The 20,470-nt window shown below is 50.3% G+C and carries 17 protein-coding genes; 7 read left to right on the forward strand and 10 right to left on the reverse strand.

Annotated features, from left to right (window positions below; genetic code table 11):
* Nucleotides 1-323: 323 nt before the first annotated feature.
* Nucleotides 324-1,544 carry an aspartate kinase gene (locus HMPREF2711_RS08910; RefSeq protein WP_003745649.1) on the reverse strand — a complete coding sequence of 407 codons (1,221 nt, stop codon included), beginning with the start codon at nt 1,542-1,544 and terminating at the stop codon, nt 324-326.
* 171 nt (nt 1,545-1,715) lie between these two features.
* Nucleotides 1,716-2,444, reverse strand: coding sequence for a ribonuclease PH (rph, locus tag HMPREF2711_RS08915; RefSeq protein ID WP_003745651.1), 729 nt, complete (start codon nt 2,442-2,444; stop codon nt 1,716-1,718).
* A 137-nt stretch (nt 2,445-2,581) separates the two neighbouring features.
* Here rph and HMPREF2711_RS08920 point away from each other — a divergent pair, with 137 nt between their 5' ends.
* Nucleotides 2,582-3,469 carry a YicC/YloC family endoribonuclease gene (locus HMPREF2711_RS08920; RefSeq protein WP_283118249.1) on the forward strand — a complete coding sequence of 296 codons (888 nt, stop codon included), beginning with the start codon at nt 2,582-2,584 and terminating at the stop codon, nt 3,467-3,469.
* Nucleotides 3,470-3,660: 191 nt separating this feature from the next.
* Here the strand turns inward: HMPREF2711_RS08920 and HMPREF2711_RS08925 are convergent, their stop codons facing one another.
* Entirely contained in the window at nt 3,661-4,098 is a 438-nt protein-coding gene (locus tag HMPREF2711_RS08925; RefSeq protein WP_003745654.1) for a hypothetical protein, read from the reverse strand.
* 277 nt (nt 4,099-4,375) lie between these two features.
* Here HMPREF2711_RS08925 and HMPREF2711_RS08930 point away from each other — a divergent pair, with 277 nt between their 5' ends.
* Entirely contained in the window at nt 4,376-5,326 is a 951-nt protein-coding gene (locus HMPREF2711_RS08930; RefSeq protein ID WP_003745657.1) for a bile acid:sodium symporter family protein, read from the forward strand.
* Nucleotides 5,327-5,398: 72 nt separating this feature from the next.
* On the opposite strand, the gene HMPREF2711_RS08935 is transcribed toward HMPREF2711_RS08930, so the two are convergent.
* Entirely contained in the window at nt 5,399-5,944 is a 546-nt protein-coding gene (locus HMPREF2711_RS08935) for a TIGR00645 family protein (protein ID WP_003745659.1), read from the reverse strand.
* Between the two features lie 197 nt (nt 5,945-6,141).
* Here HMPREF2711_RS08935 and HMPREF2711_RS08940 point away from each other — a divergent pair, with 197 nt between their 5' ends.
* Nucleotides 6,142-6,912, forward strand: a complete 771-nt coding sequence (locus tag HMPREF2711_RS08940; protein WP_003745661.1) for a sulfite exporter TauE/SafE family protein — start codon at nt 6,142-6,144, stop codon at nt 6,910-6,912.
* Nucleotides 6,913-6,961: 49 nt separating this feature from the next.
* Here the strand turns inward: HMPREF2711_RS08940 and HMPREF2711_RS08945 are convergent, their stop codons facing one another.
* The 4 genes from HMPREF2711_RS08945 to HMPREF2711_RS08960 all read right to left on the reverse strand — a co-directional run bounded on the left by HMPREF2711_RS08945 (nt 6,962) and on the right by HMPREF2711_RS08960 (nt 12,389).
* Nucleotides 6,962-8,557: a peptide chain release factor 3 gene (locus HMPREF2711_RS08945; RefSeq protein WP_003745662.1), complete on the reverse strand. Its 1,596-nt coding sequence runs from the start codon at nt 8,555-8,557 to the stop codon at nt 6,962-6,964.
* Nucleotides 8,558-8,770: 213 nt separating this feature from the next.
* A complete protein-coding gene (locus HMPREF2711_RS08950) occupies nt 8,771-9,913 on the reverse strand; it encodes an NADH-dependent flavin oxidoreductase (RefSeq protein ID WP_003745664.1) in 1,143 nt (380 codons plus the stop codon).
* Between the two features lie 118 nt (nt 9,914-10,031).
* Nucleotides 10,032-11,096 (reverse strand): 2,3-butanediol dehydrogenase, encoded by a 1,065-nt coding sequence (locus tag HMPREF2711_RS08955; protein WP_003745670.1) that lies wholly within the window; start codon nt 11,094-11,096, stop codon nt 10,032-10,034.
* 234 nt (nt 11,097-11,330) lie between these two features.
* Entirely contained in the window at nt 11,331-12,389 is a 1,059-nt protein-coding gene (locus HMPREF2711_RS08960) for a histone deacetylase family protein (protein ID WP_003745671.1), read from the reverse strand.
* A 177-nt stretch (nt 12,390-12,566) separates the two neighbouring features.
* Here HMPREF2711_RS08960 and yajC point away from each other — a divergent pair, with 177 nt between their 5' ends.
* From yajC to HMPREF2711_RS08980, 4 genes are all read left to right on the forward strand, one after another.
* Nucleotides 12,567-12,833, forward strand: coding sequence for a preprotein translocase subunit YajC (gene yajC, locus HMPREF2711_RS08965; RefSeq protein WP_003675720.1), 267 nt, complete (start codon nt 12,567-12,569; stop codon nt 12,831-12,833).
* Nucleotides 12,834-12,908: 75 nt separating this feature from the next.
* Nucleotides 12,909-14,762, forward strand: coding sequence for a protein translocase subunit SecD (gene secD / locus HMPREF2711_RS08970; protein WP_003745673.1), 1,854 nt, complete (start codon nt 12,909-12,911; stop codon nt 14,760-14,762).
* A gap of 3 nt (nt 14,763-14,765) precedes the next feature.
* Entirely contained in the window at nt 14,766-15,701 is a 936-nt protein-coding gene (gene secF / locus HMPREF2711_RS08975; RefSeq protein WP_003686183.1) for a protein translocase subunit SecF, read from the forward strand.
* A 323-nt stretch (nt 15,702-16,024) separates the two neighbouring features.
* Nucleotides 16,025-16,906, forward strand: a complete 882-nt coding sequence (locus HMPREF2711_RS08980; RefSeq protein ID WP_003745675.1) for a carbohydrate kinase family protein — start codon at nt 16,025-16,027, stop codon at nt 16,904-16,906.
* Nucleotides 16,907-16,984: 78 nt separating this feature from the next.
* Here HMPREF2711_RS08980 and HMPREF2711_RS08985 read toward each other — a convergent pair whose 3' ends face one another.
* A complete protein-coding gene (locus HMPREF2711_RS08985) occupies nt 16,985-17,542 on the reverse strand; it encodes a nitroreductase family protein (protein ID WP_003745677.1) in 558 nt (185 codons plus the stop codon).
* A gap of 111 nt (nt 17,543-17,653) precedes the next feature.
* The gene (locus HMPREF2711_RS08990) at nt 17,654-20,392 is read right to left on the reverse strand and encodes a calcium-binding protein (protein ID WP_070616007.1); all 2,739 of its coding nucleotides are present in this window, start codon (nt 20,390-20,392) and stop codon (nt 17,654-17,656) included.
* Nucleotides 20,393-20,470 lie beyond the last annotated feature (78 nt).

Here is a 20,470-nt window from a genome sequence, read left to right on the forward strand (position 1 = left end):
GATTCCTTCTTAAGTTAGGGGAAACGGGGAAATTTGTTTTTATTGATGAGCGTAGACAATTATTTGTACTTTTGTTCTATTTTATTACAAATTTGTTTATTTTTCATAAATTAGGTTAAGTGGTATGTTTTTGGAATTAAACGGCAAAGATGGATGGTTATAAATTTTTGAATGCATAATGAAATTAACAAGGGTAATAAGGTTGGCTATGCTGTTTTGAACTAAAGTAGATTTTTTTATTAAGATATTGTTGGTTGATGCAATAGGAATAAAAAGGCCGTCTGAAACAATAAAGTTTCAGACGGCCTTTTGATTGGCAGGAATTAGTTGCCCAAGTCGAATGCTTTATGCAGAACGCGGGTGGCCAGTTCCATGTATTTTTCGTCAATCAGGACGGATACTTTGATTTCGGAAGTTGAAATCATTTGGATGTTGATGCCTTCTTCTGCGAGGGTGCGGAAGATTTTGGCGGCTACGCCGACGTGTGAACGCATGCCCAAGCCGACTGCGGAGACTTTGCATACGGTGTCGTCGCCGTCGATGTAGGCTGCGCCGATGCTGTCTTGACGTTGCTGCAGGATTTCGATGGTTTGCTTGTAGTCGCTGCGCGGTACGGTGAAGGAGAAGTCGGTTGTGCCTTCGCTACCGACATTTTGGATGATCATGTCGACTTCGATGTTGGCATCGGCAACTGCGCCGAGGATTTGGTAGGCAACGCCGGGTTTGTCGGGTACGCCGCGTACGTTGATGCGGGCTTGGTTTTTGTCGAATGCGATACCGGTTACGGCTGCTCTTTCCATGTTGTCGTCCTCTTCAAAGGTAATCAGGGTGCCGTCGCCGCCTTCTTGCAGGCTGCTGAGTACGCGCAGGCGCACTTTGTATTTTCCGGCGAATTCTACGGAGCGGATTTGTAAAACTTTTGAGCCGAGGCTGGCCAATTCGATCATTTCTTCGAATGTGATCGTGTCCATGCGGCGTGCTTCGGGTACGACGCGCGGGTCGGTGGTGTAAACGCCGTCTACGTCGGTATAAATTTGGCATTCATCGGCTTTGAGGGCTGCGGCAAGTGCAACGGCGGAGGTATCGGAGCCGCCGCGGCCGAGGGTTGAGATATTGCCTTCGCTGCTGATGCCTTGGAAACCGGCTACGATAACGACTTTGCCCTCGGCGAGGTCGGCACGCATTTTTTCGTCATCGATGCTTTCGATGCGGGCTTTGGTGTGGGAAGTGTCGGTTTTGAGGGCAACCTGCCAGCCGGTGTAGCTTTTGGCGTCAACGCCGATGTCTTTCAGGGCCATGGCCAGCAGGCCGATGGTCACTTGTTCGCCGGTGGCAAGGACGACGTCCAGCTCGCGCGGATCGGGATGTTCTTGCATTTCGTGCGCCAGGGCGACCAGTCGATTGGTTTCGCCGCTCATGGCGGATACGACGACTACGATGTCGTGTCCTTCGGCGCGGGCTTTGGCGACACGTTTGGCTACGTTTTTGATGCGTTCGGGCGAGCCTACTGATGTGCCGCCGTATTTATGTACGATTAACGCCATGTTTCGTGCTTTCTTGTGGGGTTTGTCGGGCAGCTTGGTTTGCTGGAAAAAGGGTTATTATTACTATTTTTTACATGAAATTCAAGGATGGGACGCGCTTTTTTGAGTAAATGCGCATAAATGGGCGGGGTTAAAAAAGGCCGTCTGAAATCTTTCAGACGGCCTTGCTGCTTATCGGGACAAAAGGGCGGCCTTTTGGTGTTGGACCAATTCGGCAATGCCTTTATGCGCGAGGGCAATGAGTTTGCCCAATTCTTCGATGCTGAACGGTGCGCCTTCGGCCGTACCTTGGATTTCGATGATTTTGCCGGATGCGGTCATGATAATGTTGACGTCGCTGTCGCAGCCTGAGTCTTCGGGATAGTCCAAGTCCAAAAGCGGTACGCCGCCCACCACGCCGGCGGAAACGGCGGCAACGGCTTCGCGGATGGGGTTTTCGCTGATGAGGCCGTCTGAAAGGAGTTTGTCCACGGCGATTTGCAGGGCAACGTAGGCGCCGGTAATGGAGGCGGTACGCGTGCCGCCGTCGGCTTGGATGACGTCGCAGTCAATCAGGATTTGGCGTTCGCCGAGTTTTTCCATATCGACGACGGCGCGCAGCGAGCGGCCGATCAGGCGTTGGATTTCTTGTGTGCGGCCGGACTGTTTGCCTGCGGCGGCCTCGCGGCGCATACGGGAGGCGGTGGAAGCCGGCAGCATACCGTATTCGGCCGTTACCCAGCCTTGTTCTTTACCGCGCAGGAACGGTGGGACATTTTCGTCGATGGAGGCGGTGCAAATCACTTTGGTGTTGCCACACTCGATAAGGCAGGAGCCGTCGGCGTGGGGGAGGAAGTTTGGGGTAATTTTGATGTTGCGCAGGCTGTCGGCGGCGCGGCCGGTGCGTGTGTAGTCGCTCATGATGGTCCTTTGGGGGAATAAAAAACAGGTTGCCTTGAATTATAGAGGAATTTGGCGGCAAAGGCCGTCTGAAAATCGGCGGTCGGGTGTGTTATAGTATCCGTACTTTCACTCGTATTTGAAAACGGAGTAAAACCATGGCTACAAGACGAAATATTCAAATCCACAGCATGACCGGCTTTGCCAATGCCGCAGGCGAATGCGGCGGCAAGCGGATTAATTTGGAAATCCGCGCGGTCAACCATCGTTATTTGGATGTCCAATTCCGTATGCCGGAAGAGTTGCGCTATTTAGAAGGCGCGTTGCGCGAGCAGATTGCCGCGGCCGTGGCGCGCGGTAAATTGGAATGCCGCATCCAGCTGCAGGATGCCTCCTCGGGCGGACAGACTTTGGAGGTCAATCAGGATTTGGTTGCCCAACTGGCGCATTTGAACAAAACTTGGCGCAAGGAGCATGATTTTGCCAAATTGAGCGTGGCCGATATTTTGCGTTTTCCCGGCGTTTTGGCGGGTCAGGGCGAAGATGCCGAGGCTTTGGCCAAAGGTGTTAAAGATTTATTGACCAGCGCTTTGAAAGAGTTTGCAGCAGCCCGCAAACGCGAAGGCAAAAAACTGGGCGAACACCTGCTGCAACGTCTGGACGGCATGGAAGAGATTGTGGACGCTTTGAACGAATTGTTCCCCAGCCTTCTGCAGGCGCATATGGACAAAGTCAAAGCCCGTTTGGCAGAAGCCGTCGGCAATATCGACAACGACCGCTTGCAACAAGAATTTGCTTTATTCATCCAAAAATCCGATGTAGATGAGGAATTCAGCCGTTTGCGCACCCATATCGCCGAAGTGCGCCGCATCGTTACCGAAGGCAAGGGCAGCGTAGGCAAACGTTTGGATTTCCTGATGCAAGAGTTGAACCGCGAAGCCAATACCTTGGGCAGCAAAGCCATCGCCGCCGAATGCACGCAAGCGTCGGTTGAACTGAAAGTCTTAATCGAACAAATGCGCGAACAGGTTCAAAATATCGAATAAATCGATAACGAACGGATAAAACAAGGCCGTCTGAAAAGTTTCAGACGGCCTTAATGCTACTGTTTTGCTTTTGAAATTTGTTGCAAATCCCAAATCTGTATTAAAACAGGTGTAGATTGAGTGGAAAATCTAACAAATATCTTTGAATTTGAAAAAAGCTGGACAGGACTTAATAGTCTTTCAAAGTGCCATTATGATTCATCGGGCGTCAAATACCAAACCATAAATTTGTAAAAGCTACTCCAATGCCTTAGCTGATCTGTACCTAGCAAGTGTTGCTCACCCAAGCCACAATCCCAAACGCTATTATCTTCAGTATTGTAAAAATAACCCCCTTCTCCTTCCCCGGTTGTAAAGAGAATATAATTTTTTGGGATATCCCAATACTCATGAGCCATGATTGCTCCATCAAAGCTGTCAGGTGAACATGGATCAACAAGTTCACTATAGCTACCAATTAGTGATCCTAAAAAATATTTGGTATAAAGCTCATAAAATTCACTATCAGGTCTTACGCCCAAAGATAATAAAACATCATGGGTAAGTTTTTGGTCATCTAAATTTTTCTTTATTATTTCAGGATGTTTCTGCTGAGATAATAACAACTCAACCTGCTCTTTTAAATTCATTTTTTATTTCCTTTTAAGTTGTTGTAATTTAACTTCCCTGTATCGCTTTGGTCTTTTGCAAAATTAAATTGGAGGCATTTAAAACATAAGACATCACTATTTTTCTGGCTGCAAAGACTACTTGATACTTATAAGCTACGATTGTCGTTATATTTTATGTTTAATTTGATGAAATGACAGTTTTTCTATTTTCATTGTCAGAGTTATATGAATAAGTTAATATCTGTTAACTTATGGCAATTATTGTCATGATAAGAACATACAAAGGAGTAAAAACATGAACTTTCTGACCGCAGTCAGTCGGCAAATGACCCGCTTCACCGCCCTGATCATCATTCTTGCCTCTATTATCGCCTTTATCGAACCTGCTACGTTTTCATGGGTAAAAGGCGATACGCAAGTCGTTGTACTCGGCATCATCATGCTCGGCATGGGCATGACTTTGGGTAAGGAAGATTATCAAATTCTGGCGCAACGTCCGCTCGATATTTTTATCGGCGCAATCGCCCAATACACGATTATGCCCCTGCTCGCCATCGGCATTGCCAAAGCCTTCAATCTTTCACCCGGATTGACGCTGGGTCTGGTTTTGGTCGGTACCTGTCCGGGTGGCGTTTCGTCCAATATCATGAGTTTTTTGGCTAAAGGCGATGTTGCTTTTTCAGTCGGCATGACCACGGTTTCCACCGTCCTCGCGCCTGTGATAACGCCGCTGTGGATGACTTATTTGGTCGGACAAACCGTCGAAATGGACGGCTGGGGTATGTTCAAATTTATGCTGCTTGTAACGCTTTTGCCTGTTGTCATTGGTTCGGTGGCCAATATTTTGCTGCACAAAAAACACTGGTTTGAAGACGTGCGCGCGATTATGCCGGCTGTTGCCGTTGCCGCATTCGCGTGTATTGTCGGCGGCGTTGCGGCCGTCCACGGCCACCGTTTCGCCGAATCCGCCTTCGTTATGGTACTCGCCATCGCTGCCCACAATATCGGCGGCTATATCCTCGGCTATTACAGCGGCGCGTTAACCGGCATGAATACTGCTAAAAAACGCACCCTTGCCATCGAAGTCGGCGTACAAAATGCCGGACTTGCCACCGGTTTGAGCGCCAAATTTTTCCCCGGCAATGCCGAGTCTGCCGTTGCCGCCGCCGTTGCCTGCGTTTGGCACTCTGTATCGGGAACGATTTTGGGCAATTTGTTTGCCTGGTGGGACAAGCGTCAGCAATAAGCCGGTAAACATTGCCAAATAATAAAAGGCCGTCTGAAAAGGTTTCAGACGGCCTTTTGATTGTTTTTGAAATCAATGCGCTTTATGTGTCGTGCCGTACACGATTTTGTCCGTTAACGCCATGGCAAGGGCGGAAATCAGGAAACAGATGTGGGTAATGCACTGCCACATCATTTGTTTTTCGGTCAGGTTGGCGGCGTTGAGGAAGGTTTGCAGCAGATGGATGGAGGAAATGCTGATGATGGACATCGACAGCTTAACCTTCAAAACCGATGCGTTAACATGGCTGAGCCATTCGGGCTGGTCGGGGTGTTCGTTAACGTGGAGGCGGGAAACGAAGGTTTCGTAGCCGCCGATAATGACCATGGTCAGCAGATTGGCAATCATCACAACGTCAATCAGGTTTAACACGGCCATCATGATGGTGTTTTCATCCATGATGCCGAGATTGGTGACCAAATGCCATAAGGATTTGAGGAATTTGTAGGCGTAAATGCCTTGGGCGACAATCAAGCCCAGATAAATCGGCAGTTGCAGCCAGCGGCTGGCGAAAATGAAATGCGCGAAGATGCCCATTCGGTCGCGGGGCGTGTGTTTGGTCGGGGTAGAATGTTCCATAATATGTTGTGTTCGGGAAAGATAGGGGGCGGCATTTTAATGGAAAAATTTTCAAGCCGCAATCTTATTAGTGGCTGAATTTAAAAAGAAAGGCCGTCTGAAAACAGGATGTCGGCTTTTTGTTTTCAGACGGCCTTGTAGGTTGTCAGGTCGGGCAAACACGCGCAAAATCGCTTTGCTTTTTAGAGATGGACATTATGCTTGCAGATTCGTTTTTTTATTATCTGGTGTTGGTCGGCTTTGCCGCCGGGCTGATGGATGCGGCGGTTGGCGGCGGCGGGCTGTTGCAGATTCCCGGATTGTTCAACCTATTGCCAAACGCTACGCCTGTAGCTTCAGTGATGGGCATCAATAAATTCGCTTCCTGTTGCGGCACGCTGACTGCGATGGGGCAATACCTGCGCCGAATCCCCGTGCCGTGGAAAATGCTGCTGCCTGCCGCGGCGTTGGCGTTTGCCGCTTCATATTTGGGCGCGAAAACGGTGGTGTATTTCCCCGTGCAATACATGAAACCGGCAATGCTGGTCATCATGATTGCCATGTGCCTGTACACTTTTTTGAAAAAAGACTTGGGGCAGACGGCGCGCACTGAAAAGCTGACGCGCCGCGAAACTTTATGGGGCTTGTTTTTCGGCGCATTAATCGGGTTTTACGACGGCGTGTTCGGGCCGGGGACGGGCAGCCTGCTGGCTTTTGTGTTCGTCCGCTTTTACGGCTATGATTTTTTAGCGGCTAACGCCTCGGCAAAGGTCATCAATTCGACCACCAATCTTGCCACACTGACGTTTTTTATTCCGCAAGGCCATGTCGTGTGGGCATGGGCAATACCGTTGGCGGTGGCGAATTTGTGCGGCGGCGTGGTCGGCGCGCGCTTGGCAATACGCGGCGGAACTAAATTACTGCGTTACGGGTTTATGTTGCTGCTGTGCCTGACCATTGGAAAGTTTGCCTGGGATTTATTGGGTTGATATCGAATGAAAAAAAGGCCGTCTGAAATTTTCAGACGGCCTTTGCGTTTTACAGTTTAACCGAATGCTCGCGCGTTTCGTGGAATACGATGTCCGGCCAGCGTTCCTGCGTCAGATTTAAGTTGACGCGGTTAGGCGCGAGGTAGGCGAGGTTGCCGCCAGCGTCTATCGCCAGATTGCCTGCGTTGGCTTTTTCAAATTCCGCCAGCTTTTTCTTGTCTTCGCACGATACCCAGCGCGCCGACCAGATGGATGCGTTGTCGAACACGGCTTCTACGCCGTATTCGTTGGCCAGCCGCGAGGTAACGACTTCAAACTGCAACACGCCGACCGCGCCCAAAATCAAATCCGCGCCGCTCATCGGTTTGAAGACCTGCACCGCGCCTTCTTCGCCGAGCTGTTGCAAGCCTTTTTGCAGTTGCTTGATTTTTAGAGGGTTTTTGATGCGGACGCTGCGGAACAGTTCGGGCGCGAAGAAAGGGATGCCGGTGAACGCCAGTTGTTCGCCTTCGGAGAAACTGTCGCCGATTTGGATGTTGCCGTGGTTCGGGATACCGATGATGTCGCCGGCGTAGGCTTCTTCCACCAGCTCGCGGTCGTGCGACATGAAGGTTACCACGCTGGAGGCGGCGATTTCGCGGTTGATGCGCAGGTGTTTCATTTTCATGCCGCGCTCGAATTTGCCGGAGCAGACGCGCAAGAAGGCGATGCGGTCGCGGTGTTTCGGGTCCATATTGGCTTGGATTTTAAAGATAAATCCGGAAAACTTCGGCTCGTCCGGCTCGACCATGCGTACGGTCGCATCGCGCGGTTTCGGCGCGGGCGCCCATTCAATCAATGAATTGAGGATTTCCTGAATACCGAAGTTGTTAATCGCAGAGCCGAAGAATACGGGCGTGAGTTCGCCGGCGAGGAATTCGTCGAGATTGAACTCGTTGGAAGCGGCCTGCACCAATTCGATTTCGTCGCGCAACTGTTGGATTTCCAACGGAAAGCGTTGTTCCAATTCGGGATTGTCGATGCCTTTGATGATGTCGAACTCGTGCGGCAGGCGTTCGCCGCCCGCTTCAAAGAGATAGATTTCATCGTTCAGGATGTGGTACACGCCTTTGAAGTTTTTGCCCATGCCGATCGGCCAGGTTACGGGCGCGCAGCGGATTTGCAGGATGTTTTCCACTTCGTCCAGTAATTCCAAAGAATCGCGCACTTCGCGGTCGTATTTGTTCATGAACGTCACAATCGGCGTATTGCGCAGGCGGCAGACGTTCAAGAGTTTGATGGTTTGCGCTTCCACGCCTTTTGCCGCGTCGATGACCATCAAGGCGCTGTCCACGGCGGTCAAAACGCGGTAGGTGTCTTCGGAGAAGTCTTGGTGTCCCGGCGTGTCCAAGAGGTTGACGGTGTGGTCTTTGTAGTCGAACTGCATTACGGACGAAGCCACGGAAATGCCGCGCTGCTTCTCGATTTCCATCCAGTCGGAAGTAGCAAATTTGCCGGTTTTCTTGCCTTTTACCGTACCCGCGCTTTGAATCGCACCTGAAAACAGCAACAGTTTTTCGGTCAGCGTGGTTTTACCTGCGTCAGGGTGGGAGATGATGGCAAACGTGCGGCGGCGGCGCACTTGGTCGAGGATTTCTTGGGACATGGTTTTCTTTGCAAAAAGTTTCAGGCCGCTTTTTCAGACGGCCTGAAGGATATGGGTGTTGGGAAACAGGCTAAAATAAGGGCGTGTGCGACACGCCCTGCAATAGATTGAAAGATGCGGAATTGTACAAAAAAATGCTTGATAATTCAATGTTTGTACCAAACACAAGGCCGTCTGAAAAGTTTCAGACGGCCTTCGATTATGAATCGATGATTAAATATCCATCGGTTTCCATTCCGCGCCTTTTACCGGCGGCAGCCATGATTGCGTACCGCTGGAGGCAAATCCCCACAAGGTGTCGGGGAGGCCGTAATGGTCGGCGCGCGTCGGGTCGAGTTGCGTTTCGATTTCATCTTCGCGGCCTTCACGGATTTGCGTGGCGATGTGCGGATTGATCATCACGGTTTTGCCCAAGGCGATAAATTCTGCCCAACCGGTTTCATAGGCGGCCAAAATTTGGTCGGCGGTAAACAGGTTGCCCACGCCGATAAGCGGCAGTTTGCCGTTGATGCGTTCGTGGATAAACTGCATGCGGGTTTGCGCGGTATCGCCGCCGCGACGGATCTTTTTATCAAATTCCCACAGGGAAACGTGCAGATATTGCAGCGGTTTTTGTACCAATGCGTCAATCAGTGCGCCGGTTTCGGTCATGGTTAAGCCGTCATCTCCCGGCTCTTCAGGGGAGAAGCGGTAGCCGATAATGAAGTCGTCGCGCTGGTGTTTTTCGCGGACGGCAACCACGGCATCGACAACGGCCAGCGGGAAGCGCATTCTGTTTTCCAAGCTGCCGCCCCATTGGTCGTTGCGGCGGTTGCTTTGGGCAGAGTAAAACTGTTGGATTAAATAGCCGTTTGCGCCGTGGATTTCCACGCCGTCAAAACCGGCACGAAGCGCCAAATCGGCGGCTTGCGCATAAGAGGCGATGAGTGCTTCGACTTCTTCTGCGGTCGCTTCGCGTGCGTGTTCGGCTTCGCTGGCGGAAGCGCTGATTTTGTCGAGACCGTCCAAAAGGTCATCAATGGCTTTGGAACCGCCGTGATGGATTTGCAAAATCGCTTTTGCGCCTTGTTGTTGCAGGATTTGTGCGGTTTCTTTCAGGCTGTCGAGGCAGTGTTCGCCTGTGGCTTCAGGTTGGCCGTGAAAGGCTTTGCCGTCTTTTTGAACCAAAGTGGCGGCCGTGATAAACAGGCCCATATCGCCTGCGCGGTTGCTGAGGAAGGTGCGCTCTTGGTCGCTGATTAAACCGTCGGCTTGTGAGCCGAAATGGGTCATGGGGGCGACGGCAAGGCGGTTTTTGATGGTTACGCCGTTATTGAGGGTGTATGTTTGAAAGAGTGGGGCGTATTTTGGATTCATGAGATTTTGCTTTTGATAAGTGAATGGTTGGCAGAGGATTGGGCCATTCGGGAATTTATCAAGTACACAGGCCGTCTGAAAGGTTTCAGACGGCCTGTTTATTCTTTAAGCCTTAGGATTAAAGATTAGGATTGACAATGATTTTTACTGCGGATTCGTTGTTGTGGATCAAGCGTTCGAAGCCTTCGGAAATCAATTCGTCCAGTTTGATGCGTTGGGTGATGAAAGGCTCAAGGTTGATTTTGCCTTCTTCAACCAATTTGATGGTTTCGGCGTGGTCGTTGCAGTAGGCGATGGTGCCGCGCACGTCCAGCTCTTTCATCACGACGCTGTGGACGTTGATGGTGGCGGGGTGGCTCCAAATGGATACGATGACGACTTTCGCAGTCGGACGGCAGGCTTCGACCATGGTGTCCAGCACTTTGTTGACGCTGGTGCATTCGAATGCGACGTCTACGCCTTCGCCGTTGGTCAGTTTTTTCACTTCTTCAACGACATCGACTTCGGACGGGTCGAGGATGTAGTCGGCCACACCGGCTTCGCGTGCTTTGTCTTTACGCGCTTTGCTCAATTCGGTGATGATGACTTTGATGCCTTTGGCTTTCAGTACGGCAGCCAACAGCAAACCGATTGGGCCTGCACCGCCGACCAATGCGACGTCGCCTTCTTTCGCGCCACTGCGTACATAAGCATGGTGGCCGACAGACAGAGGCTCAATCAAAGCAGCTTGGTCCAATGGGATTTTGTCGGAAATAGGGTGTACCCAACGGCGTTTGACGGCAATTTTTTCAGACAAGCCGCCACCGCAGCCGCCCAAGCCGATGAAGTTCATGTCTTTGGAGAGGTGGTAGTTGCTGCCTTCGCCGGTCGGTACGTCGTCGCGGATGATGTAGGGCTCAACGACAACGTGTTGGCCGACTTTGATGTCGTCCACGCCTTCGCCTACGGCATAAACCACGCCGGAGAACTCGTGACCCATGGTGACTGGCGCTGACTCGCCGGAGATTGGGTGTGGATGGCCGCAAGGCGGAATGAAAATCGGGCCTTCCATGAATTCGTGCAGGTCGGTACCACAGATACCGCACCAAGCAACATTGATGCCGACAGTACCCGGAGCGACGGTTGGCTCGGGAATGTCTTCGATGCGGATGTCACCTTTGTTGTAAAAACGTGCTGCTTTCATTGTAACGCTCCTTTTTTAAAGTGGAGGCCGTCTGAAAAAGACGGTCAATTAGGGAAAGGGAAGCAGTGTGGCGTGTGAAGTATTTTTATTGGTATGTTTTATATTTGTTATTTTACTACTGATAATATGGAAATGGTTTGTCTTTGCTCAAATTAAAGTTTGTAAATGAAAAAAAAGGCCGTCTGAAATAGATAATCTGTTTTCAGACGGCCTGGGGTCAATAGTTTGAATGCATTATGGTGTAGGATTGTTACTTTTGCCTCGCTTCAAATGTTTTTGGTAGGCGACGACGTAATCGGCCTTGCTCAAGCCCGCCAATACGCGGATGTGGGCGGCGGCGGATTTGGACATGGATTCCAAGGTATAGCCGCCCTCCAGTACGGAAACGACACGTCCCTGACAGCTTGCCGTTGCTTGGACGATTTTGTGCGTCAGCCAGGCAAAGTCGGCTTCATGCAGGTTCAGACGGCCTGTTTCGTCTTGTTTGTGCCCGTCAAAACCTGCCGAAAGCAACACCAACTCGGGGCGGAAGGCCGTGAGCTTGGGCAGCCATTGTTCGCGGATGGTCGTGCGGAAGATACGGCTGCCTGTGCCCGGTTTGAGGGGCGTATGCAGCATATTCTTATTGCCGGCGTATTGTTCTGCCTGAGGGAAGGGGAAGATGTCGGTTTCAAACAGGTTGAAAAACATCACGCGCGGATCGTCTTGGAGAATCTCCGCCGTACCGTCGCCGAAGTGAACGTCGAAATCGATGACGGCGATGCGTTGCAAGCGGTATTGGGCAATGGCATGCATCACGCCGGCGGCAACGTTGTTGATCAGGCAAAAGCCGCCGGCGCTGTTGCTGTGGGCATGGTGGCCTGGCGGGCGGATGGCGCAAAAAGCATGCCAGGCCTTTTTGTTCATCACCATATCGACTGCCTTGACGACGGCACCGGCCGCAAAACGGGCGGCTTGAAGGGAGTCGTGGCAGATGACGGTATCGTCGTCGATACGGTGGATTTTACCGGGGAGCGGCTGGGCGGCTTCCAACTCGTGTAGATAGTTGCGCGAGTGGACCAATGCCAGTTGCGCATCTTTGATTTCCGGTGCTTCGGCGGTTTGCAGGCGACGCCAAATGCCTTCTTGTTTTAAGGCGGTTTGAATGGCGCTGATGCGTTCGGGCCTGTCGGGATGGTTGGGCCCCGGCTGGTGCTGTAGGAATATCGGATGCGAAATCCATACGGTGCGGGCGTTTTTGCCAAACAAACGGCGCAGGCGGGTGCTGATGCGCCAAAGGATTTTTTTGAACATGGAACAGTATGTGTCGGACAAGTCGTAAAGACTGCTAAATATGGTTAATAAATACGGAAATACTTGGAAATTTTTCAGACGGCCTTTAGAATAGCTCAATTTTGCAGTCCAACCAATGTGTTTGATTGCAGTGTGCAGTTTTTTACTTAATCTAAAACTTGAAAGAACGGATATATTATGAATCAAGCAGTGGCTCAATTTGCCCCTTTAGTGCTGATCATGGTGGTGTTTTACTTCCTGATTATGCGTCCTCAACAAAAGAAATTCAAAGCGCACCAAGCGATGTTGGCCGCTTTGAAAGTCGGCGATAAAGTCGTTTTGGCGGCAGGTTTCAAAGGCCGCGTGACCAAAGTCGGCGAGCAATTCTACACTGTCGACATCGGCCAAGGTGCGAAAATCGAAGTGGAAGTTGAGCGCAACGCGATTGCCGCGAAAGCCGAATAATCCGTTTTTTTGCAAAAAGCCGCCTCATTTTCCGAGCGCGGCTGTTTGCCTTTATAAATAAAGCAAAGGTTTACCATGAACCGTTATCCTTTATGGAAATACCTGCTGATTGCGTTCACGATTGTGGTTGCGGCTGTTTACTCGCTGCCCAACCTTTTCGGTGAAACGCCTGCCGTACAGGTATCGACCAACCGACAAGCCATCGTGATCAACGATCAAACCCAGTCTAAAGTGGATGCCGCGCTGAAACAGGCGGGTATTCAGACTGATGGTATGTTCATCGTCGACAACTCGCTGAAAGTGCGTTTCAAAGATACCGAAACGCAATTGAAAGCGCGCGACGTCATCGAAAATACTTTGGGCGAAGGTTATATTACCGCGCTCAACCTGTTGGCAGACAGCCCTGAGTGGATGGCGAAAATTAAAGCCAATCCGATGTTCTTGGGTCTGGACTTGCGCGGCGGCGTGCATTTCACCATGCAGGTGGACATGAAAGCCGCGATGCAGAAAACGTTTGAACGTTATTCCGGCGACATCCGCCGCGAATTGCGCCGCGAAAAAATCCGTACCGGCACGGTGCATCAGACTGAAAACGGTCTGACCGTGCCTTTGCAAGATGCTGCCGATGTACAAAAAGCCTTGCCTCAGTTGCAAAAATTGTTCCCTGAAGCCACGCTGCTGCCGGACGGCAACAATATCGTGCTGACTTTGTCTGAAGAGGCAATCAATAAAGTACGTTCTGATGCGGTTAAACAAAACATCAATACGTTGCACAACCGTGTGAACGAATTGGGCGTAGCCGAACCGGTTATCCAACAATCCGGCCTTGACCGCATTGTCGTACAGCTGCCGGGCGTGCAAGATACTGCCAAAGCCAAAGACATTATCGGCCGTACCGCGACTTTGGAAGTGCGCATGGTGGAAGACGATCCGATCAAACTGCAAGAAGCTTTGAACGGCAATGTGCCGACCGGTTACGAATTGCTGTCAAGTGGTGGCGATCATCCGGAAACTATTTTGGTCAACAAACAAGTTGAACTGACCGGCGACAACATCAACGACGCGCAACCTAGCTTTGACCAAATGGGCGCGCCTGCCGTGAGCCTGAGCCTGGATAGTGCGGGCGGCAGCATTTTTGGCGAATTGACTTCGGCCAATGTGGGTAAACGTATGGCTATGGTGTTGATCGACCAAGGTAAATCCGAAGTCGTTACCGCACCTGTCATCCGTGCCGCCATTACCGGCGGCCGCGTGGAGATTTCCGGCAGCATGACGACAGCCGAAGCCAACGATACTTCATTGTTGCTGCGTGCCGGTTCGCTGGCCGCACCGATGCAGATTGTTGAAGAACGTACCATCGGCCCGTCTTTGGGTAAAGAAAACATTGAAAAAGGTTTCCACTCTACCTTGTGGGGCTTTGCCGCTGTTGCTGCATTCATGGTGATTTACTACCGCTTGATGGGTTTCTTCTCTACCATTGCCTTGAGTACCAATATCTTGTTTTTGGTGGGTATTTTGTCTGCCATGCAGGCAACGCTGACCTTGCCGGGTATTGCCGCCTTGGCCTTGACCTTGGGTATGGCGATTGACTCCAACGTGTTGATTAATGAACGTATCCGTGAGGAATTGCGTGCCGGTGTCGCACCGCAGCAGGCCATCAACCTCGGTTTCCAACACGCTTGGGCAACCATTGTCGACTCCAACTTGACCTCTCTGATTGCCGGTATCGCTTTGTTGGTATTCGGTTCCGGCCCGGTACGCGGTTTTGCGGTTGTACACTGTATCGGTATTCTGACTTCGATGTATTCATCCGTGGTCGTGTTCCGTGCTTTGGTCAACTTGTGGTACGGCCGCCGTCGCAAATTGCAAAATATTTCCATCGGTTCGGTATGGAAGCCGAAAGCTGAAATGGCAGAAGGCAAGGAGTAAAACATGGAATTATTTAAAATCAAACGCGATATTCCGTTTATGAGCTACGGCAAACTGACGACTTTTATTTCGTTGGTTACGTTTATCGCCGCCGTGTTCTTTTTGGTAACCAAAGGCCTGAATTTCTCCGTCGAATTTACCGGCGGTACGGTGATGGAAGTCCAATATCAGCAGGGCGTTGATGTGAATAAAACACGCGAACGCCTCGATACGCTGAAAATGGGTGATGTACAGGTTCAGGCCTTGGGTACGAACAAGCACATCATGATCCGCCTGCCGAACAAAGAAGGCGTAACCTCCGCCCAATTGTCCAACCAAGTGATGGATTTGCTGAAAAAAGACAATCCTGACGTTACCTTACGCCAAGTCGAATTCATCGGCCCTCAAGTCGGCGAAGAATTGGTCACCAATGGTTTGATGGCATTAGGCTTCGTGGTGGCAGGTATTATTATTTACTTGTCCATGCGTTTTGAGTGGCGTTTTGCAGTGTCCGCGATTATTGCGAATATGCACGATATCGTGATTATTCTCGGCTGTTTCGCCTTCTTCCAATGGGAATTCTCATTGACTGTCTTGGCAGGTATTTTGGCAGTTTTGGGTTATTCCGTGAACGAATCTGTGGTTGTGTTTGACCGTATTCGTGAAAACTTCCGTAAGCCGCATATGCGCGGCCACACTGTGCCGGAAGTCATCGACAACGCGATTACCGCGACCATGAGCCGTACTATCATTACCCACGGCTCGACCGAGGCAATGGTTGTTTCTATGCTGGTGTTCGGCGGAGCGGCCTTGCACGGCTTCTCTATGGCGCTGACCATCGGTATCGTGTTCGGTATTTACTCTTCCGTATTGGTTGCCAGCCCGCTCTTGCTGATGTTTGGCTTGAGCCGTGAGAACATTGCCAAAGAAGTGAAGAAAAAAGAAGAAGTGGTAGTTTAATCGTTGCAATACTTCGATAAAGGCCGTCTGAAAATTGATTGAATCAGTTTTCAGACGGCCTTTTGTATTTAAATTTCAGAATATTTTATTTTGATGAAATCAGAGGGGATAAATGTGAAAGAAAAAGAAAAAATAGGAATAATATAATTTTGTGATGAATCAAGTTTATTGTCTGATATGCCCTTAATTGCTTGTCAGTCCCAATATTTTAAAACATAATACTTTTGCCCCCGATGCTGGAGTTTTACTACAAGTACATGATTTAAAAAAATCTGTCGGGTGTGCAGACCCTGCCAATCAACCTCAAATAAGGAAGGTTAAGAATGAAAGTAACCAGTTTCGGCGAAGTGCTGTGGGACGATTTTCCAAACGGAAAAGTATTGGGTGGCGCGCCTTTGAATGTTGCTGTCCGTTTGCAGTCTTTGGGTATCGATGCTGCCATCATCAGCCGTCGCGGCGATGATGCCGATGGCGAGGAATTGCTGCGCCAGGTCCAAAGCAAAAACGTCAATACTGATTATTTGCAGGTTTGCCAAGAATGCGCGACCAGTTTGGTAAAAGTACACTTGGACAAGTCTGGCAGTGCGTCTTATGAGATTGTTTATCCTTGCGCGTGGGACAGGATTTCGAATGATAATGCGGCAATCAAACGAGTGGCGGAATCCGATGCTTTTGTTTTTGGCAGCTTGGCAACCCGTGACGAGATTTCGCGTAAAAGCCTGGATGTTTTATTGAAAGAAGCCAAGTTTAAAATTTTTGACGTTAATCTGCGCAAGCCGCATTACGATATTGACCGCTTGTTGGAGACCATGAAACAGTCCGATATGGTCAAACTCAATGATGATGAGCTGTATGAGTTGGCTGCGGCTTACGGCTCTCCTTATCACAGTATCGAACAAAATATCAGCTATCTTGTTAAGCTGACCGGTGTCAAAATCTTGTGTGTGACTTTGGGCAGCCATGGCGCGGTTTTGTATAAGGACGGCGAGATGTACCGTCATTGCGGTTTCCGAGTTAAAGTGGTGGATACTGTCGGCTCGGGCGACAGCTTTCTTGGTGGTTTGACTTACAAGCTGCTCAATAATGCGCCTCCTCAAGAAGCCATTACTTTTGCTTGTGCGTTGGGCGCGTTGGTTGCTTCGCGTCATGGTGCAACGGCGGATATTTCTTTGGAAGAAGTTGAAGCGTTTATGAATCCTGCTTGATATTTTGACAAGAGACGTAAAAAGGCCGTCTGAAAACCATTAAATCAGGTTTTCAGACGGCCTGAGTATTTTCAGGCTTTACCAATAAGTGGTAAAGCATTCCAGGTTGGTATTTTTCGGGCCGCCGCCTTCTTCGGTCGGCGAGCCAATCATCATCAGGCCGATGATTTTGTCTTTGTCGGTACACTCAAATGCTTCGCGCAACAATGGGCTGTTGACCCACATGCCCGTAATCCAAACATTGTCGAAGCCTTGAGCAGAAGCAGCCAGTTGTAAAGCATAGGCGGCACAGCCGGCAGTCAGCATTTGTTCCCATTCAGGTTTGGGTTTTGCCACTTCACGGTTCGGCGCAAATGTAACGCCGATAATCATAGGCGCCATGTTGCCGACACGTTCGGCCTTTTTCATGGCATCATCACCGAAGTTGAGTTCGGTAACGGTCTTGCTCAACAGCTCGCGGAAACGTTGCAAGCCGGTCTCGCTTTGAATAACGGTAAAGCGGTAGGGGCGCATATTGCCGTGATCGGGCACTTGTGTTGCCGCTTGCAGCATTTGTTCCAGTTGCTTGGCATTGGGTGCCGGAGCAGCCAGTTTTTTGGAAGAGCGACGTGTGGTCAGGAGATTTAAGGCATCCATGTTTTATTCTTTCTTGTGAACTTGAATGAGAATAATTATATAGCGGAAAGATAAATAAATCAGCAAAAGACTGAGGCCGTCTGAATTCAGGTTTCAGACGGCCTTTGGGTTTTACAGGATACCGTTGTTTTGCGTATTTTCAGTAATCAGTGCTTTGCTGATTTCGTCGGCGGTGTAACTCTTACCGCTTTCAAATACAAAGCTGTCGATATTATTGTTGGCAATATCATGGATGGTCAGGGTGTCGCCTGTATCTTTGATGGTTAAGACCCAATCATCGCCGGTTTTCAACTGTAAATCTTTCAGCGTCAGCCCTTCTTTGAAAAGGACTTGGGTATCGCTGCCACCATACGGATTAAAGGTGTCGTTGCCGCTGTTTCTGCCAAACATGATGATGGTGTTGTCGGCACCCGGATCGGTAATGGTGTCGTTGCCGCCGGCTGTATCGACGATGTTGATGCCGCGGCCCAAAGTAATGGTTTCATCACTGCGGTTGCCCCTGTATTCGACAACAGAAGTGTAACGCGACAAATCTAAATCGCTGTTGTCGCTATCGGCATGGATGGTGTGGTTGAAGTTGTTGTACACATCCCGGTTGAGTTCTTCAACGGGTTGGCCGGTGTATTGGACGATGTTTTTGTTGCCGATCATGTGCGGGATAGACAGTTTGAAGTGGTTGATCAGTTCGCCCGTGCTGTATGAGGCATTGCCGTCAAACTGAAACTCGGAAATCGCCCCATAAATACCGCTTTGGTTTTTGATGGTCAAAACATCGTCTGTGCCTTTGATACGGATATGCCAAGTGTCGCCATCCAGCAGGGGGGGAGATACAAATTGGTTGCTGTCGGGCAGGTCGGCAATCCCGGTTTTGTCGTAACCTTTTTCAACGGTAATTTCAAGGTCGTCAAGGGTAATGCCGCTGCTAAATTTCACGGTGTTGGCGTTGAGCGTATGCAGGCCGGCCTCGTTGTCGAAACCGAAGTTGTAGTCGAAAATGGTGTCGTGTCCGTAACCTTTTCCGAAAATATAGGTGTCGTTGTGTTCGCCGCCTTCCAGATAATCATTGCCTGCGCCGCCGTCGAGTAAGTCTGCGCCTACATGGGCATAGAGTTTGTCGTTACCGTTGCCGCCGTAGAGTTTATCGTCGGAAGCGGGTTCGTTGCCGTAATAGGTTTCGCTGTGTTCGCGCAAGATGTCATCGCCGTCGTGGCCATAGAGGATGTCGCGGCCGTCATTGCCGCCGTCGATTTCATTGTTGCCTGCATCGCCATGCAAGGTATCGTCGCCGTTTGTACCGACAAATTTGATGGTTTCGGCTTTCAGGGCTTGGAAGGCTTGTTGGAACTGCGCGGCAGTGTAGGTTTGGTCGCTGAACTGGAAACGGTCGATGGAAATGCTGCCATCTGCGCCGATTTGGTTTTGAATCAGGGCTGAACCTTGCTCCGAAGTAATTTCCCAGCTTTGGCTGCCGTCGTCATTATGAATGGTCTTCAAGTTGAGCTTGGTATTGTTCAGGCCGTCTGAAAACTTGAGGGTATTGATGCCTTGGTTGTCGATAATGGTATCGTTGTCGCCGTAGATATAGGTATCGTTTCCGGCGCCGCCTTTCAGAATGTCTTTGCCGTTGCCGCCCACTAAAACATCGTCGCCAGCATCGCCATTGATGGCATCGTTGCCATCGCCGCCATCCAGATAATCGTTGCCGTCGCCGCCGTTGAGGTTGTCGTTGCCACCCATGCCGTAAATGGTATCATCACCGCGTCCGCTATTGAGACGGTTGCGGCCTTCGTTGCCGGTCAGGATGTTATTGCTGTTGTTGCCGGCGGCAAAAATATTGGCTGTGCCGGTCAAGGTAACATTTTCGACGTGGGTGGCGGCAGTATATGAAATGCTGCTGAATACGGTGTCTTCGCCGCCGCCAGCTTGTTCAATCACTACGTCTTTTGCGTTATCAACATAGTAAGTGTCATTGCCGTCTCCGCCTTCCATAATGTCGGCACCGGCTTTGCCGTCGATAATATCATCGCCGGATGTGCCGATCAGGTGGTCATTACCATCGCTGCCATCGATGGTCCGGCCGCTTTCGGTATGCTCAGTCAGGGAAATATTGAAATATTTGGCAAAGCTGTTTACATCCAGTTTTTGTGTGCCGATGATGAATTGGGAGACTGCCGGCGTTGTGCCGTTTTGCGTGTATTGGTTTTTGATGGTTAAAACGGCATTGCTGTTTTTCACAGCAATCAGCCAGTCTTGACCGCCGGTTTCGTTGTTTCGGACTTCGACGGTTAAATCGTTAAGGCTCAGGTCGGTATGGAAGCGGATGCTGTTGTGGCCTTGGTCGTCGATGATGGTGTCTTGTTCGCTTTTGGCAGAGAAAAGGTAGGTGTCGTCGCCTTCGCCACCTTCAAGCATATCGTTGCCTGCTTCGCCGTTGAGGGTGTCATTGCCTGTTTCGCCGAAAAGACGGTCGTTGCCTTCGCCGCCGTTGATGAAATCGTTGCCGCCGCCGCCGTGAACGATGTCGTCGCCGCGGCCGCTGTTGAGTCGGTTGCGGCCTTCATTGCCGATGAGGATGTTGTTGCTGTTGTTGCCTGCGCCGAAGATGTTGGCCGTACCGGTCAAAACAAGGTTTTCAACGTAGTTGGGGAGGGTATAGCTGACGCTGCTGTAAACCGTATCATCGCCGCCGTTTGGGTCTTCAATGATTGTATCGTCGCTGCGGGTGACATAATAAACGTCATCCCCGGGCGTGCCTGTGGTTGTTTGGGCAAGGGGGGGAGGTTGTAATTGCTCTGCATGTCGTAATTCAAATTGCGCATTGCGGATGCGGGTTGCTTTTTCGGTTGTCATGATATTTTCTTTAGATATTGATGAGAGTAACAAGGAAGTAAACGTATCCGGCATATGGCCGGTATTGCTTAATTTGTA

The organism is Neisseria sp. HMSC070A01 (assembly GCF_001810165.1).
Taxonomy (GTDB): Bacteria; Pseudomonadota; Gammaproteobacteria; order Burkholderiales; family Neisseriaceae; genus Neisseria.

What these genes read in the sequence shown, in the direction of transcription:
- HMPREF2711_RS08910 (WP_003745649.1), bottom strand. Translation starts at nt 1,544, where the DNA reads ATGGCGTTAATCGTACATAAATACGGCGGCACATCAGTAGGCTCGCCC.
- rph (WP_003745651.1), bottom strand. Translation starts at nt 2,444, where the DNA reads ATGAGCGACTACACACGCACCGGCCGCGCCGCCGACAGCCTGCGCAAC.
- HMPREF2711_RS08920 (WP_283118249.1), top strand. Translation starts at nt 2,582, where the DNA reads ATGGCTACAAGACGAAATATTCAAATCCACAGCATGACCGGCTTTGCC.
- HMPREF2711_RS08925 (WP_003745654.1), bottom strand. Translation starts at nt 4,098, where the DNA reads ATGAATTTAAAAGAGCAGGTTGAGTTGTTATTATCTCAGCAGAAACAT.
- HMPREF2711_RS08930 (WP_003745657.1), top strand. Translation starts at nt 4,376, where the DNA reads ATGAACTTTCTGACCGCAGTCAGTCGGCAAATGACCCGCTTCACCGCC.
- HMPREF2711_RS08935 (WP_003745659.1), bottom strand. Translation starts at nt 5,944, where the DNA reads ATGGAACATTCTACCCCGACCAAACACACGCCCCGCGACCGAATGGGC.
- HMPREF2711_RS08940 (WP_003745661.1), top strand. Translation starts at nt 6,142, where the DNA reads ATGCTTGCAGATTCGTTTTTTTATTATCTGGTGTTGGTCGGCTTTGCC.
- HMPREF2711_RS08945 (WP_003745662.1), bottom strand. Translation starts at nt 8,557, where the DNA reads ATGTCCCAAGAAATCCTCGACCAAGTGCGCCGCCGCCGCACGTTTGCC.
- HMPREF2711_RS08950 (WP_003745664.1), bottom strand. Translation starts at nt 9,913, where the DNA reads ATGAATCCAAAATACGCCCCACTCTTTCAAACATACACCCTCAATAAC.
- HMPREF2711_RS08955 (WP_003745670.1), bottom strand. Translation starts at nt 11,096, where the DNA reads ATGAAAGCAGCACGTTTTTACAACAAAGGTGACATCCGCATCGAAGAC.
- HMPREF2711_RS08960 (WP_003745671.1), bottom strand. Translation starts at nt 12,389, where the DNA reads ATGTTCAAAAAAATCCTTTGGCGCATCAGCACCCGCCTGCGCCGTTTG.
- yajC (WP_003675720.1), top strand. Translation starts at nt 12,567, where the DNA reads ATGAATCAAGCAGTGGCTCAATTTGCCCCTTTAGTGCTGATCATGGTG.
- secD (WP_003745673.1), top strand. Translation starts at nt 12,909, where the DNA reads ATGAACCGTTATCCTTTATGGAAATACCTGCTGATTGCGTTCACGATT.
- secF (WP_003686183.1), top strand. Translation starts at nt 14,766, where the DNA reads ATGGAATTATTTAAAATCAAACGCGATATTCCGTTTATGAGCTACGGC.
- HMPREF2711_RS08980 (WP_003745675.1), top strand. Translation starts at nt 16,025, where the DNA reads ATGAAAGTAACCAGTTTCGGCGAAGTGCTGTGGGACGATTTTCCAAAC.
- HMPREF2711_RS08985 (WP_003745677.1), bottom strand. Translation starts at nt 17,542, where the DNA reads ATGGATGCCTTAAATCTCCTGACCACACGTCGCTCTTCCAAAAAACTG.
- HMPREF2711_RS08990 (WP_070616007.1), bottom strand. Translation starts at nt 20,392, where the DNA reads ATGACAACCGAAAAAGCAACCCGCATCCGCAATGCGCAATTTGAATTA.